Source organism: Enterococcus sp. 7F3_DIV0205 (assembly GCF_002141365.2).
Taxonomy (GTDB): Bacteria; Bacillota; Bacilli; order Lactobacillales; family Enterococcaceae; genus Enterococcus_L; species Enterococcus_L palustris.
The window spans coordinates 1,772,962-1,787,099 of the sequence record NZ_CP147244.1; the positions used below are offsets into that span (position 1 = coordinate 1,772,962).

Consider the following 14,138-nt stretch of genomic DNA (forward strand, 5'->3'; position numbering starts at 1 on the left):
AGTGATTTCTCAGTTTCTATTAAAAGAACTTATTATTTATGGTTTTTTCTTCTTAAAAAAATTAAATTTTCTTGCTGGCTTTTTTCTATGCGTTGTTTTCGTAAAACAAAAAATCAAGAAAGTGAATACCGTGATATTGATTGTTACGAGTAAGTATATCCAGTTCGGAACATTGGTTTCAGCTACTTCATATGCATGGCTATTGACCACTGTATAAAGAATGTTATGACTAGCTTTCCGCATATTTTGTTGTCCCCAATCTGTTCCTGTCGTCACTTTGTTTAGTTTCGTCGGTAACAAGTAAAGGACTAAATCATTTCCTGCACTCAAACCTTGATCCACATTCATATATTGCGGTTTGTAAAAATCAGAAATCACTGTTCCCTTAAAGCCCCATTCGTCTCTCAAAACGTTTTGTAACAGAGCATCACTTTCACCAACCCATTTAGGTCCAATTCGGTTATAAGAAGACATAATCCCTGTGATTCCTGAGTCTTTCACGGCAATTTCAAATGGTTTTAAGAATACTTCTCTCATTGCCTGTTCTGTCGACCAAGTCGCAGCACCTGTTGGGTATTCATATCTTCGTGTTTCTTGATCGTACATTGCAAAATGTTTCATAAAGACATAACTTCCTTGATCCATCGCTCCTTTAGACAAGCTAGAGCCGATTTTTCCAGATAATAATGCATCTTCTGAATAATACTCAAAATTTCGTCCGCCAAACGGAGAACGATGGATATTTACACCAGGTAAATATAAACCGGTAATATTTGAAGCTTTTGCTTCCTTGCCAAGACTTTCACCCATTTCTTCTACTAATTTTGTATTCCATGTAGAAGCTACAACTACTTCACTAGTATATTGATTCCCATGCGCTTGACTAACTAAATGATTGATTCCTGCTGGTCCATCAGCGTCGATTGTAGCTGGTTTTTTCACCGAATTAATAGCCGGTGTTTGGAAACCGCCATACGTGATTAGGTTCTCCATATCTTTTACAGATAATTGTTCTAGTAACTGATCCCATTTTGGATCATCATAATCAACACCCTTTAGATCGTATAACTCTAATCCGTACTTTTTAAATTTGATTGAATCGGCTTTTGCTTCTTTCACACTTTGATCTTTTAACGCTTTTAAAAGTTCATTAGAAGCAACTTTTGGTTTTGCCATTTCTTTGGGTATTGTGCCTTCCCAATCCCAACGAGATACATATTGGACGTCTCCTTTGGCATCTTCAAATTGATTCGTTGCTGAACGTTGGTCGCTTTCACGTTTATTTTCTTTATTAAAGACAAGATCTTTTGGTACTTCATAATTTTTTGAGTCAATGACATCATGCGCATTATTCATTAAATTAATGTTGTATGTTCCTTTTTCAAGAACATAAGCTTTGTGCTGTGTTTCATCATAACTAGCCATATCTTCTACATCAAAAGAAAGGTTGACTTCTTCTGACTCATTTGGAGCTAGCTCCTTCGTTTTCGCAAATCCAGATAATACAACATGAGATTTTTCAAGTCCACCAATCGTGTAAGGCGGCGTGTAGTACAATTGTACGACATCTTTTCCTGAATGCTTCCCAGTATTGGTCACCTTGACCGTCATGTTGATTTCCTTACCATCTACTTTAAAATCTGAAATTTCTTGTTTAAAGTCTGTATAGGATAAACCATAGCCAAATGGATATTGGACTGCTTTTTCATAAGCTGCTTCGTCCATTTTTCCAGTCTCATTGTTGATGTAACGTGTTTCATAATAACGATAGCCTACATAGATAGATTCGGCATAATCTACATATTTATAATGCCAAGTATTTTTTTCGTAATCAAATTCTGAATTAGAGTAAGGAAATTCTCCAATGTTATTGAAAGAAGGGGCACTTGTTTCATCATACGCATATGTGTCGACTAATCGACCAGATGGATTGATCTCTCCAGATAGAATTTCTCCTACTGCATTAAACCCAGTTGAACCAGGACCGCCGATCCAAAGGGCAGCGTCAACTTTTTCATCTTCTAAAAAGCCAAGTTCCATTGGGAATGATGAGTTTAGAATCACGACAACTTTATCAAAATTTTCTTTTGCTAGATCAAGGGTAGCTGATTCATTCTCTGAAAGTTCTAGATAATGTTTCCCTTTTGTTCCACCGGTGTAATCTTTCATTTCATTTGTAATATCAGCACCTTCACCGCTATTTCTAGAAAAAACGACTAAGGCTGTATCACTAAATTCTTTTGCTGATTTCATTAGCGATTCACTATATTCACTCACTTTTGGCTCATGAATATTGAAATCACCACCGACTAATTTATGAATGTTGATTTTTTCTCTAGGAACATATCGCTCATCGTAGAACTTTGTTAGTTGATCGTTTACTTTGAAGCCGGCATTTTCTAGTCCTTTTTGTAAATCGATATTGTTATCTTCTTTACCGCCGCCAGAACCAGTTCCGCCATAAACAACATTTCTAGATGCGTAGCCAAATATGTTTACATTTTTTCCTTGTAAGGGTAATACTTCATTTTTGTTTTCTAAAAGAACAGAACCTTCTCCTGCCACTTTTTCAGTTAAAGCCATGGCTTGTTCTGTCGTTTTCTTTACTTCAGATTGATCGATTTGTGAAGCAGAAAAATAAGTATTGATAATCATTGCATATTGATTTACTGCCCCATTAAAGATAATTAGTACAGCCAATAATAAGCAGGATAAGACATATAAAATCTTCCTTGTTTTGCGAATCTTGATAATTCTATAAATAGAATAGACAACCAAAGAAATACTTAGTACGAAAATGATTTTAGTAATCCAGCCAACCAAAAATTGTACATTAATACCAAATGACGGGTTATTTCCACTCGCTTTGCCATGGTTAAATAAATAAAGATAAATAAGTGCGACAATCGCAAGCCAGCCTCCCAGTATTGCCCATTTCTTTTTAGTCATTTTTAGCTTTTTCACATGTTTTCCTCCTTGTTCTTTAGAGAATACCGATCGTATCGTCAATTGTTTCTCTAATTACAACAAGATTATATCTAGCAAAGCACCACATGAAAACGTTTCCTTCGCAAACTGTAGCATTTCATTCATAACTTGTTTGGTCGATCAATGACACCCACACAAAATATAAAAGAAAAAAAATACCCACTCTAAATGAGTGGGTAAACATGTTGATACATCAACAAGAATTTAATTATTTAGCTAAAGCACCTTTAGCTTGGTCAGCTAATGCTGTAAATGCTGCTGCATCGTTAACTGCTAATTCAGCTAACATCTTACGGTTGATATCAATCTCTGCCAATTTCAAACCGTGCATTAATTTAGAATAGCTCAAGCCATTCATACGAGCCGCTGCATTGATACGAGCGATCCATAATTTACGGAAATCACGTTTCTTTTGACGACGATCTCTGTATGCATAACTATAAGATTTCATTACTTGTTCTTTTGCTGTTTTAAATAAAGTATGTTTTGATCCGTAATAGCCTTTCGCTAATTTAAGGATCTTTTTACGACGTTTACGGCTTACTACGCCACCTTTAACACGTGCCATGGTTAATTCCTCCTAAATATCTGTTATCTCTATGAGTTATTTTAATTGCTAGGTTAGTACAAGAATTTTTCAGCTTGCTTATTTCATTCTTGCTAATTGTTGACGAATACGTTTGAAATCGCCTGATGAAACCATTCCTGCTTTACGCAATTGACGACGTTGTTTTTTTGTTTTGCCGTGGAAACGGTGACTTGTAAACGCACGGAATCTTTTTAACCCGCCGTTACCAGTACGTTTGAAACGTTTTGCTGATCCGCGGTGTGTTTTTTGTTTTGGCATGACTAATTTTCCTCCTACATTTTCATTTCGCATACAGTTCAACTAAATTAGTTAAAAAAGTTGAACTAGCATCCTCAAAAATTTTCATTAACTAGTTATCAGCTTGTTAGCTTAATTTTCATTCTTCGGTGCCAGCGTTAGGAACATGCTGCGTCCGTCCATTTTCGCTTTTTGTTCCACTGTAGCAATATCTGCAGTTTCTTCCGCTAAGCGATCAAGAACTTTCTGACCAATTTCTTTATGGGTAATGGCACGGCCTTTGAAACGGATCGAAGCTTTCACTTTATCGCCTTTTTCTAAGAATTTACGTGCATTACGAAGTTTTGTATTGAAGTCATTTAAATCAATTGTTGGACTTAAACGTACTTCTTTTACGTTGATCACTTTTTGTTTCTTACGAGCTTCACGCTCTTTCTTTTGCGTTTCGAAACGGAATTTACCGTAATCCATAATTCGCGCAACAGGCGGTTTTGCAGTAGGCGCTACTAGAACTAAATCTAGATTGGCTGTTTCAGCAATTTGTAATGCTTCCACTTTTGTTTTTACACCTAGTTGTTCGCCATCTTGTCCGATCAAACGTAACTCGCGTGCACGAATGCCGTCGTTCACCATCATATCCTTTGCTATGGTCATTCACCTCCAAGTTTTTTAAGAGAAAATCGTTGCTGAAACTCTTATTCCAAAAGTCTGTTATCTTATAAAAATAAAATAAAAAACAGGCTCTGTATACAGATCCCGCGATTTTCGGACTCATATCGATTGATATAAAGAATCCAATATCTAGCCCAGTGACATTGTCAGCTAAGGCGAGAAGCGGGTGCTTCTGCTTTCATTTCTCAACTTTACTAGTATAAGATACGAATTAACTTTTGTCAATACTATTTTTACTGAGCTTTGGACAGAGTGTTTAACTCTGAGAAATAAGAAGGCGTTACTTTCGCTTCTACCGGTTATTTGAATTCCTAGAGTGTTGGACAATTTATTCTAGAAACGGACGTCGCTTTTGCGGTCAATTCTCTATTAAAATCTATCACCCAAAAATATTGCTCAAAATTATTCTTTATGTGTAAACTCAACGAGTATTTTCTAATAGAAAGATTGAATTTTTACTAGACACTAGCTACAGTATGCGTTGGTTATTCAACCACGAACAAATCGGCTGTCACACGGTCAACTGATTCCAAAGCCATGAAACGACCGCTCAGCTTTTAGCCAAAATTTTCGTTTTGTTTCGTCCTCAGTTGATTGCAAATTATGTGATTAACAAGGAATCTGTCACGATGATTTTGTGATAGAGAATTTTTTTGGAGTGCTTAAATAAGAAATTTACTATAGATATACTTTTACAAACTATGAAATGTTAATAACAAAAAATTAACGACTGGATGATTCATCTACAACAAAAAACAAACAAGAAATTAAACTGGCTTTCTCCTGAAGAATATCTTTTAAAAATGATACTATGACAAAAAAGCCAAGCAGTTGTTACGCTTAGCTTTCAATAGTCTAGCTTTATGCGGGCACTACAAAGTTCGACTTATTCATTTTTACTAGCTATATTTTTTAACACATTATTAGTTAAATTTGCTAACAGAACAAAATAAATCCCTAATGAAACATATGTTACATTATCTAGAGATTCTTTCGTCAAATTTAACTTAGGAATTAAAAAAATAAAAATTGTAGTAACCATTAGCAAAACAAATTGTATTTTTTTCATAGACAACCTCCATCATAATATTTTATGTCAAATAAAAATAATAATTCTCATCCATCCATAAATTATTCATAAAATCTGTAAAACTAAAGAACATCTCGGTTTTATATTTCTCACCATTTTTATTGATCAAGCATTTTATTTCCGTATTAATTTCATTAGAATCAAAATTAAATTGTATTTGTTCTATCTGTTCAATAAGTATATTTCTTTCTTTATACTTTTTAAATGGAACTGTTAGCTCAAATTCAAACCCTTCTAATTCATAAGCTTCCAACCAAAGTGAATTCCCTCCACCATTTTGGTTTAAAATAATTGAACTCTCTAGGCTGTTTATAAAAGTATTAACAACACCATTTTTCAGAAGATAAGACGGCTTCTTTTGCAATCCATTTCTATCATAAGATAACACAGGTATCGCTTTCAGGTCAACATTTTTATCAAATACTCTTTTTTTAAACATTTCTTTAGTTATGAAAGAGGCATTGTTTATTATAGATTCTCCAAAAAAATAATTTCCTAATCCACTAACTAACGTATTTATAGATTCCAATGAAAAATCCACATCAGATAACGCAATATTATTTAAAGTATCATATTCCACTATCTCAACTGGATATTCTCCGCAAAAAACATTATCATTTTTTAATACAAAATTATTTTTAACAGTATCATAGTACAGTAGTTGAGAGGTATTAATATATTGCTCCATAGTTTGTTTCTCACTAATCATAATAGACTTTAGTATAGTGCAATAATATTGAAATGTTTGCTTAGTTGTCATATTTCGACTCAAATCGTTTAACCAAAGTTCATACTCTTCAAACGAGAAGTTATCATAAATTTGTTTATTTCGTGTATATTCACTGGTTGACTGATTTTGATAATCTTGTTCGCTCCACAAGTATTCTTGCGTTGTTTTAAGTTTTTCAAGCCAAATTTTGATATGATTTTCAAGATTTTTTAAATCATTCGACTCAATACAATAATTTTTTCCTGTTTTCTTAACATAAACCTTATAATTACTTTCCTCACTTTCTTGATAATTATTATCACCTAAAAGTTTTGTATATTTAATCTGTTTTTTTATATAATGGATTATTCTAAAGTCATCCGTGTTCTTCATTAAGAACAAAGTTAACCTTCTTACATCATTCATATATTTCTCCCATAATATTTATATTTTCAAGTTTCATAGAAGGTGATAGACAGTTTACCCTAATAACTTGACTGAGCTTTAAACACTCACTACCTTGTTTAAATAAATCATTTCCAATTTCTTGAATTTTTACTAAATCTTCAATGATATTACCACTTATAGTAAGATCGCTAATAAAGTTTGTCTTTAGACCATCAGTTATTTTATACCCGTACCCACTTACTAAATAATCACCTGTCAATGGGTTCATGTGTCCGAATATAATTCTATCAAAATATATATCACCATCTGATTCACTAATAAACTGATCTACTTTTTTTTCAATTACTGGATGTACGTATGTTGTTCTCATTCTTGTAGTACATGGAAATTTATAATTTTGTCGTCGCCGATTTCCACTTGCTTTAGACATACAATTGATAATTTCACCATTTTTTATTAGTACAATATCTTTACAGGGGTTTCCTTCATCATCAAAATCATTAATATCTATATTTTCTGTCACAATATCACTGACATTTAGCATTTTAGATGCTTGAATTGATTTATTGATGATAGATTGTTTATGGTAAAATAAGTCATCCTCTAAAAGATGCCCAATTATTTCATGAACAAAATAACCTGATGAAATTGGAGACAGTATCACAGAATTAGTACTACTAAACCTTGTTTTAGTTTGATTTAACATATAAGATAAATGTTTTTCCAATTTTCTTATTCCATCCATTACTTTATCCAAACAAAACTCATCATTATCAAACTCTAATTCTTCCACTAATGTAGCATGCAGCCTATTCTTATAAACGATTCGAACAAAAGAATAACCTCTTTCGTTTATCTTATCATCCATATTTACTATCTCATGATGTTTTTTATAATATAAAATTAAATTATCACTATTGAATATTGTCCAATCGTAGCATTTGTCAAATATCTTTATTACGTTTTCAACTATTTTTTCATCAAAGGATAATTGAAAATCATTTAATGTTTTTGCTTTTAAAATTCCATTTATGTATTCAGAGCTACCTTTTTCATGTTTTCTATCAATAAAGTAGTGTCCATACATATTTTTTATTTCAATTTCTTGAACTTCCTGAATAAACATGATTCACCTCATTAATCTATGACAAGCTTAGCTTTTTTTATGAAAATTAGACTTATTAAAACACTTAAAATTGATATTATTAGAACTAGTATGATATGTAGTGCCATTTTATCAACTGGGCTAGAAATGTAGGTTATACAAGCATAAAAACCATACGTTACAACCATCATTAGATACGTTAAGATAATTTCATTTTTTAGTTTTAATGTAGTCAATAGAAAAGATAGTAAAGATGATGCAATCGACCATAAAGCAGAGATAATGATTATATATAACATATCTCTATTTGTGATGTTTTGAACAAAAAAATGAAAACTAAGCATCGAAATAATTGCACAGATACTCCCTGAAATCACTGCATAAACTACTTTGCTAAATATATATATCCCCATATTTATTCTTGAATATAAAGTTATCAAAGAAATATTTGACTTTATATCTTCGAGGTAATTATTAATGACTAGTTGCGATGAACATATAATTGAAGTGAAACAAGGAATAATATAAGCTAATATAGTTACTGAAAAAAGTTGTAAAAAACTGTTGCCACTAATGGTCGGAATTAAACAAGGAATTCCTATGGAGAAAACTAACATCATAATAATGTATTTTCTCTGAGCAAAAGTATTTATCCAATCTTTTTTTAAAATCACACCCATCTTAATCATTTTTATTCTCCTCATCTGTATATTGTAAATAGATACTCTTTAAATCTTTTGAATCTGTACCATTTAGTTTATTATCCCAAACAATACTTCCATTATTTAAAATATGAATAAAATCTGCAATTTCAGATGCAAATTCTAGATCATGAGTAGAAATGATAAAATATCTTTTCTGAGCTGCTAATTCTTTAATAGTCTTTATTAAGATATCTTTCGTTTCTGGGTCTATACCATTTGTTGGTTCATCTAACAGTATAAATTTTGCACCAATCAAAACAGAATTAGCTAAAGCCACCCGTTTTGTTTGTCCTTGTGATAGATCAACAACTTTACTATTTACTTTATTTTTTAATTTGAATTGATTTAAAATGGCTTCAATATCCATATTTTTCTTAGAAATACCTGAAAAGAATTCAAAATTTTGTTTTACAGTTAGTTGTTGATAACATCCATAATATTCAGGTAAATAAAAAATATCTTCTGCATTATTTACAATTCTATGATCAAATTGAAATTTGCCTGTAGATCTTTGTAATTCACCACTTATTAATTTTAATAAAGTAGTTTTTCCTGCCCCATTATGCCCTAATATAACATTGACTCCAACAGCAGCAAAACTCATATTGAAATTTTTATACACACACTCGTTCGAGTTATATGAAAAGTTTAAATTACTAATTTTTAACATATGTTTGCTCCTTGTCTACAAGTACATTTTGCGATTTAAACCACGAACAATTCTTGACACTATCTTTATATTGAAGTGCTTTAGACATACACATTTCACAATGCTTTACCAGCTCACAATCACCACAAACCATTTTACAAGGTGCTTGTAAATTTTGAAATGACTCATAATGTTTGCTTATTATTTCAGAAAATGTGGATTCTGTTAAATCACCTAGTTCATAATTCATCGTGATACAGGGGGTTACCTTCATATCATAAGAAATTTTATATGTTTTATATCCTGCTCCACAGTTTGTTGCTTCATGACATTCTTCTGCTTTTGAAATAGAGAATTTTTTATCATCATATTCTTCTGATAATTCTTCTAATAGAATCTCAAAATCTCTATATCTATAATTACTTTCTATGTTATTATTTTGTGCATTTCCTTGAAGATAAACTAATTCAAAAGCATGCTTATGAACACCTAGCTCTTTGGTAAATTTTACTAACTCAAAAATATCCTCTTTATTTTGATCAATTATACATGTTGCAACTTCACAAGGAATTTTTTTAGTCATTATTCTTTTCAAAAATTCGGTAGCGTTTTGAAAACTCTTTTTATTTTGTCTAATCTTGTTATGATATTCAGGTAAACCGTCTAAACTAACTCTAATTATACCGCCAGTATTTTTTATTTTTGAAACAGTCTCTATTATATTATCATTCACAATAATTCCACTGGTTGAAATATTTACTTGAACATGATTACTAACTAAATAATCTATTGCATATTCTAAATGAGGATATGTCAAAACTTCTCCCCCAGTTAATTGGATGTATTGAACACCTAATGAAGTAATAGACTCTAGAATTTTTATTAAATCATTCTTTCCCATATGCTGATTTTTCTTTTTACCTAAATAACAGTGTAAGCAATCTAGAGGACAATAATTTGTTAGTTCTAACATAATTGAGACTGGGCAATAGTATTCATTAGTCCCATAGATCACCTGATTTTGGCCACTATATCGTTCTGCCTTTTTTTCTACAACTTTACTATTCTCAAATGTTTGCAGGAATTCTTTTATAAATATTGCAGTATCCTCAGCAGGATATCTCTTATATAATTGGTTAATAATCATATCCAATGTATTTTTCCCATTACAAAGTGACAGTATTTCAAATCCTGATTTATTTAATTCCACGATACATTTTGTGTTTGATTCAATAAAAGAAAGGTAATATTTATCTAAACTAATTTGTATTCTTGCACTGTTTTTTAAAAAATAATACATAAAGATCTCCTTTTTTATAAGATGAATGGATCAATATAATCCAACACAATTATATTGATCCATAAGTTTATCCAATTGCTGAAGCAAGTCCACCACAAGCGGCTACAAGTGCTGCCCCACCAAACTTGCCACCAAGCGTTGCAAGAGCTGGATTATAAATACAAACTCCAATATTACAATTTAAAATTTCCGGTTTTTGCATTTTATGACCTCCATTTATACATAATTATATTGATCCATAAGTTTATCCAATTGCTGAAGCAAGTCCGCCACAAGCAGCTATAAGGGCAGCCGCACCTAACTTGACAGATAATGCTGCTAAAGCTGGGTTGTATAAACAAACTCCGATATTACATTGTAGTACTTCTGGTTTTTCCATTTTTACACCTCTCTTATCGTATAAATAATTTCTACTAGCCCATTAATGTTGCTAAACCGCCACAAATAGCAATCATTGCTGGAGTATTAGCAAATCCAATTGTTGCTAATCCTGGATTGATCGTACACACACCAAGATTACAGCTTAGAATTTCTGGTTTTTGCATATAGTTTCACCTCCCTTTCTATGCTCTAAATATAATAGAAAAAATAAGATATCTTGATGTTCTTGTTTGAATTGTGAGTATTTTCGTTTGAATAAAAAATATTCATCTAAAAACAAGAAAAAGTGGAACAATAATCAGAAAAAACCTGATTATTGTCCCACTTTCGTTTCATTAATTGAAACAATATTTTTAAATGATATGCAAATCCAAGAAAATATAGCATTATTTATTAAGAGTGCTATATCCAGATTATTCTTATAGAAAAGTATTAACACCCCTAATAAAATCAATAGAAAATATTTTTTATAGTTAAACTTCAGAATTTTATACCTTAATATTATTAGTACGTTTAAAATAACAATAAACAGAAATAAAAAAATCATTGTTTGAATTGATAAAGACAGTATTTGATGTATACTACATAATAAAAAAATTCCTGTTGTAAAAGTCAAACATCCAATAAACGAAGTAGCATGATACCCATTAATCGTGCTTCTAAGATAACCAAATACTAAAGTAAAAATTAATCCAAAATGAAAAATATTTAAGTAATTACTTAAAATTAATAAAAAGACAAAAACTGTTCCTTGGCTAATTATAATTTCAAGTCCAAAACGAAAAATTTCTAGTTGTTCTGCTTCTATATATCCCCAACTATTAAATTTATGGCTTAAATAGTTACATAACCTATGTAACATTATGAGATTCCTCCTCACTAATAGGTATACACACAAGTATTGTAAATACATTATTAGTTGTATCTATGTCAATTTCACCATTGTACTTATTAACAACAGAGGAAATTGTTAATAAACCATATCCGTGATTCACGGGTTCTTTTTTTGTCGTTTTTATTTTCCCTTTTATTATATTAACATTTTTAAAAGGATTACTTATTCTTAGAATTAAGTTTTCAGAAATTAAATTAATAAATAAATTTATTTCACGTTTCTCTTTGGTTAATTTTTCACAAGCTTCTACGGAATTATTTAGAGAATTGCATAGAATATTAATCAGGTCTAAATCGTCTATATATTTATTTTTATCTATAGATATATTCAAATTAAATTTTACAGTTGGATATTTAGAAATATAATGGTTTAAAACTAAATTTATAATTTTATTATTAGTATCTATTACAGTCATTGTATTATTCAATAATCCTATTTGCTTATTTAAGGTATCTTTTATTTTAATGTAGTCCTGTTCTTCTATGAGGTATAAAATATGAAGGTACACATTTTTCATGTCATGCTTCATATGTTTAATTATTTCTTGGTTTTTTTCTACTTCCCGAAAATAATCATTGTTCATCTCATTAACATTTGAAATAAATTCTAATCTATTATTTTCGACATTTTTTTTACTTATTAATTTAAATATACTAAAAATTATTATTATTATACATACTATAAAGAAACAAATTAAAATCGAATATACTGTTGCGTGAGTAAAAGCATATTGTACCGTACTGCCATATAATAAAGTCATAATCATAATTAATGTCTGTACTAAAATAATATTCATAATTTTATAATTTCGAGTTAGATGAAAAAACAAGCCATCCCTTATACTGGTTTTAAAAATATAGAATATCGCAATCAATAGAGATTTAGATAACACAATAAATAGTATTTTTGCTACGGAAAAAGAAACCATAAACTTATAGTCATATCCCAAAAAAATATTGGTTATTATTACTAAAGTAAAATTGTATATCCCTAACATTAAATAAAAAATAACCGCATACATTATTAGAATTAAGGGGCGCTCATAAAATGTAAGAACTAAAAAGAGAATACACAGAATTAAATCAGCATAAATTACAATAGGAGCTGTTCCAAAAGTCTCATGTAAAAATATTGACGATATTACTACCATAGCTAAAACAATGAGTCTCATCTTTTTATTAACAGGAGTGAAAAAAATCTGTCCAAAGTAAAATAATAGAATAAAATCCAAAACCACAGTAATATCTATTACAGCATCCATATATTTTTGTCCTTCGAACGATATTTTAATATGTGTTCCAATACTTCTTTTTGTCTCCCACGAGATATGTATAATTTATCTTTACTGTCATTGGATATTATGACACTATCTTTAGAATATATTTCTACATGTTTTACATTTACAATTGTTGATCTATTTATAAACATAAATAGAGGTGGGAGTTCTTTAGATAAAATTTTTAAAAACATATAGTTTACTCTAGAACACTCCCGTTGTGTATGAAGGTATATTTTTCTATTAATGGAACTAAAATAATAAATTTCATTTACTTTTACAAAAATATTTCCTTCCATAGTTTTTAAAAATAAGCTATCATTTTCTTTTAAATAATTTAGAGTATTCAAAAATACTTGTTCTAATTTTCTACTTAATTCTTCTTTTTTAATAAAACTAAAAACATTCATTCCAAAAGCTTCAAAGACTAGATCTTCTTGTGTTGAAATAAAAATTATTATTGTCTCTGGACTTAATTTTACTAACTCTTTAGATAAAGTAATCCCATCAATATTAGGCATAGAAATATCTAAAAAAAGAATATGATACGTATTGTCAGTAACATCCTTTATAAAATCCAACGAATTATGAAAAACCCTTGTTCTAATATCTAGATTGAGTTTAAATACAATCTGATCTAGTGCAACTTTTATCTGTTTTGTGAAAATTATTTCATCATCAAGTATGGCTACCTTAATTATAAAATTCACACCCTTTCAAAATATAATTTGACCATTCATACACATATCTCAACTATACAAACAATAAAACAAAATATATATAAAACTTACCTTATAGTTTAATTATATTATACACTAAGAAAGGAGTTTTTTCTAATGGAAAAAATATTTTTTTTATTCTCATATTTGGTTTTATCAATTGGATCAACAGCAACTAGCAAATCCTTTTGGTGGCTATATTCACCTGAAATGCCTCAAATAAAAAAGAAAAAACCATAGTTTATTAGCACAAATGAAGATTAAAAAATGTATCTCCTTGTTTTATAAATATTTCACAATTTCTCTACAATTAACTTCATTTTAGTCCTATTCTAATTCTTATCCTATAACAATATCAGTAGTAAAATTAAGCTAGACAATCAATACAAATAAATGATATTCCTATGATTGTTAAT

17 protein-coding genes, 1 pseudogene and 1 other annotated feature are annotated in these 14,138 nt (G+C 30.1%); of the genes and pseudogenes, 2 read left to right on the forward strand and 16 right to left on the reverse strand.

The annotated features are described in order from the left end of the window. Window positions 1-36: 36 nt before the first annotated feature. From A5821_RS08425 to infC, 4 genes are all read right to left on the reverse strand, one after another. Window positions 37-2,964 (reverse strand): glycoside hydrolase family 3 C-terminal domain-containing protein, encoded by a 2,928-nt coding sequence (locus A5821_RS08425; protein ID WP_086314112.1) that lies wholly within the window; start codon window positions 2,962-2,964, stop codon window positions 37-39. Window positions 2,965-3,196: 232 nt separating this feature from the next. Beyond that, window positions 3,197-3,556 carry a 50S ribosomal protein L20 gene (gene rplT, locus A5821_RS08430; protein ID WP_069639337.1) on the reverse strand — a complete coding sequence of 120 codons (360 nt, stop codon included), beginning with the start codon at window positions 3,554-3,556 and terminating at the stop codon, window positions 3,197-3,199. A gap of 78 nt (window positions 3,557-3,634) precedes the next feature. Further along, the gene (gene rpmI, locus A5821_RS08435) at window positions 3,635-3,835 is read right to left on the reverse strand and encodes a 50S ribosomal protein L35 (RefSeq protein ID WP_010762697.1); all 201 of its coding nucleotides are present in this window, start codon (window positions 3,833-3,835) and stop codon (window positions 3,635-3,637) included. A 111-nt stretch (window positions 3,836-3,946) separates the two neighbouring features. Continuing rightward, the gene (infC, locus tag A5821_RS08440) at window positions 3,947-4,468 is read right to left on the reverse strand and encodes a translation initiation factor IF-3 (protein ID WP_010762696.1); all 522 of its coding nucleotides are present in this window, start codon (window positions 4,466-4,468) and stop codon (window positions 3,947-3,949) included. 69 nt (window positions 4,469-4,537) lie between these two features. Further along, window positions 4,538-4,670, reverse strand: a sequence feature (ribosomal protein L20 leader region). A 146-nt stretch (window positions 4,671-4,816) separates the two neighbouring features. Here infC and A5821_RS08445 point away from each other — a divergent pair. Then, window positions 4,817-5,112 (forward strand): annotated as a pseudogene (locus tag A5821_RS08445) (transposase); the annotation flags it as partial. A gap of 260 nt (window positions 5,113-5,372) precedes the next feature. Here the strand turns inward: A5821_RS08445 and A5821_RS08450 are convergent. The 12 genes from A5821_RS08450 to A5821_RS08505 all read right to left on the reverse strand — a co-directional run bounded on the left by A5821_RS08450 (window position 5,373) and on the right by A5821_RS08505 (window position 13,713). Continuing rightward, entirely contained in the window at window positions 5,373-5,555 is a 183-nt protein-coding gene (locus tag A5821_RS08450; protein ID WP_086314113.1) for a hypothetical protein, read from the reverse strand. Between the two features lie 22 nt (window positions 5,556-5,577). After that, the gene (locus A5821_RS08455) at window positions 5,578-6,711 is read right to left on the reverse strand and encodes a metallopeptidase TldD-related protein (RefSeq protein ID WP_086314114.1); all 1,134 of its coding nucleotides are present in this window, start codon (window positions 6,709-6,711) and stop codon (window positions 5,578-5,580) included. Then, window positions 6,704-7,819 carry a metallopeptidase TldD-related protein gene (locus A5821_RS08460; protein ID WP_086314115.1) on the reverse strand — a complete coding sequence of 372 codons (1,116 nt, stop codon included), beginning with the start codon at window positions 7,817-7,819 and terminating at the stop codon, window positions 6,704-6,706. The genes A5821_RS08455 and A5821_RS08460 overlap by 8 nt, the downstream gene beginning before the upstream one ends. An 11-nt stretch (window positions 7,820-7,830) precedes the next feature. Next, window positions 7,831-8,487 carry a hypothetical protein gene (locus A5821_RS08465; protein ID WP_086314116.1) on the reverse strand — a complete coding sequence of 219 codons (657 nt, stop codon included), beginning with the start codon at window positions 8,485-8,487 and terminating at the stop codon, window positions 7,831-7,833. Continuing rightward, window positions 8,480-9,172: an ATP-binding cassette domain-containing protein gene (locus A5821_RS08470; protein WP_086314117.1), complete on the reverse strand. Its 693-nt coding sequence runs from the start codon at window positions 9,170-9,172 to the stop codon at window positions 8,480-8,482. Before A5821_RS08470 ends, A5821_RS08465 begins: the two co-directional genes overlap by 8 nt. Continuing rightward, a complete protein-coding gene (locus A5821_RS08475; RefSeq protein ID WP_086314118.1) occupies window positions 9,159-10,451 on the reverse strand; it encodes a PqqD family peptide modification chaperone in 1,293 nt (430 codons plus the stop codon). Before A5821_RS08475 ends, A5821_RS08470 begins: the two co-directional genes overlap by 14 nt. Before the next feature lie 67 nt (window positions 10,452-10,518). Continuing rightward, window positions 10,519-10,653, reverse strand: coding sequence for a hypothetical protein (locus A5821_RS08480; protein WP_283936096.1), 135 nt, complete (start codon window positions 10,651-10,653; stop codon window positions 10,519-10,521). Window positions 10,654-10,695: 42 nt separating this feature from the next. Continuing rightward, complete coding sequence (locus A5821_RS08485) at window positions 10,696-10,830, reverse strand: hypothetical protein (protein ID WP_283936097.1); 135 nt, start codon at window positions 10,828-10,830, stop codon at window positions 10,696-10,698. Between the two features lie 34 nt (window positions 10,831-10,864). Beyond that, on the reverse strand, window positions 10,865-10,996 hold the full coding sequence (locus tag A5821_RS08490; RefSeq protein WP_283936098.1) for a hypothetical protein: 132 nt from the start codon (window positions 10,994-10,996) through the stop codon (window positions 10,865-10,867). Between the two features lie 149 nt (window positions 10,997-11,145). After that, window positions 11,146-11,694, reverse strand: coding sequence for an accessory gene regulator B family protein (locus A5821_RS08495; protein ID WP_339099101.1), 549 nt, complete (start codon window positions 11,692-11,694; stop codon window positions 11,146-11,148). Next, on the reverse strand, window positions 11,684-12,988 hold the full coding sequence (locus A5821_RS08500; protein WP_339099102.1) for a GHKL domain-containing protein: 1,305 nt from the start codon (window positions 12,986-12,988) through the stop codon (window positions 11,684-11,686). Before A5821_RS08500 ends, A5821_RS08495 begins: the two co-directional genes overlap by 11 nt. Next, window positions 12,976-13,713, reverse strand: coding sequence for a LytTR family DNA-binding domain-containing protein (locus tag A5821_RS08505; protein WP_339099103.1), 738 nt, complete (start codon window positions 13,711-13,713; stop codon window positions 12,976-12,978). The genes A5821_RS08500 and A5821_RS08505 overlap by 13 nt, the downstream gene beginning before the upstream one ends. 126 nt (window positions 13,714-13,839) lie before the next feature. Between A5821_RS08505 and A5821_RS17585 the strand changes: the two genes are divergently transcribed. Continuing rightward, complete coding sequence (locus tag A5821_RS17585; protein ID WP_422392082.1) at window positions 13,840-13,962, forward strand: AgrD family cyclic lactone autoinducer peptide; 123 nt, start codon at window positions 13,840-13,842, stop codon at window positions 13,960-13,962. The last annotated feature ends 176 nt before the right edge of the window (window positions 13,963-14,138 follow it).

Excerpts from the sequence above, each read along its gene's own strand:
- rplT (WP_069639337.1), bottom strand. The coding sequence starts at position 3,556 with ATGGCACGTGTTAAAGGTGGCGTAGTAAGCCGTAAACGTCGTAAAAAG.
- rpmI (WP_010762697.1), bottom strand. The coding sequence starts at position 3,835 with ATGCCAAAACAAAAAACACACCGCGGATCAGCAAAACGTTTCAAACGT.
- infC (WP_010762696.1), bottom strand. The coding sequence starts at position 4,468 with ATGACCATAGCAAAGGATATGATGGTGAACGACGGCATTCGTGCACGC.
- A5821_RS08450 (WP_086314113.1), bottom strand. The coding sequence starts at position 5,555 with ATGAAAAAAATACAATTTGTTTTGCTAATGGTTACTACAATTTTTATT.
- A5821_RS08455 (WP_086314114.1), bottom strand. The coding sequence starts at position 6,711 with ATGAATGATGTAAGAAGGTTAACTTTGTTCTTAATGAAGAACACGGAT.
- A5821_RS08460 (WP_086314115.1), bottom strand. The coding sequence starts at position 7,819 with ATGTTTATTCAGGAAGTTCAAGAAATTGAAATAAAAAATATGTATGGA.
- A5821_RS08465 (WP_086314116.1), bottom strand. The coding sequence starts at position 8,487 with ATGATTAAGATGGGTGTGATTTTAAAAAAAGATTGGATAAATACTTTT.
- A5821_RS08470 (WP_086314117.1), bottom strand. The coding sequence starts at position 9,172 with ATGTTAAAAATTAGTAATTTAAACTTTTCATATAACTCGAACGAGTGT.
- A5821_RS08475 (WP_086314118.1), bottom strand. The coding sequence starts at position 10,451 with ATGTATTATTTTTTAAAAAACAGTGCAAGAATACAAATTAGTTTAGAT.
- A5821_RS08480 (WP_283936096.1), bottom strand. The coding sequence starts at position 10,653 with ATGCAAAAACCGGAAATTTTAAATTGTAATATTGGAGTTTGTATTTAT.
- A5821_RS08485 (WP_283936097.1), bottom strand. The coding sequence starts at position 10,830 with ATGGAAAAACCAGAAGTACTACAATGTAATATCGGAGTTTGTTTATAC.
- A5821_RS08490 (WP_283936098.1), bottom strand. The coding sequence starts at position 10,996 with ATGCAAAAACCAGAAATTCTAAGCTGTAATCTTGGTGTGTGTACGATC.
- A5821_RS08495 (WP_339099101.1), bottom strand. The coding sequence starts at position 11,694 with ATGTTACATAGGTTATGTAACTATTTAAGCCATAAATTTAATAGTTGG.
- A5821_RS08500 (WP_339099102.1), bottom strand. The coding sequence starts at position 12,988 with ATGGATGCTGTAATAGATATTACTGTGGTTTTGGATTTTATTCTATTA.
- A5821_RS17585 (WP_422392082.1), top strand. The coding sequence starts at position 13,840 with ATGGAAAAAATATTTTTTTTATTCTCATATTTGGTTTTATCAATTGGA.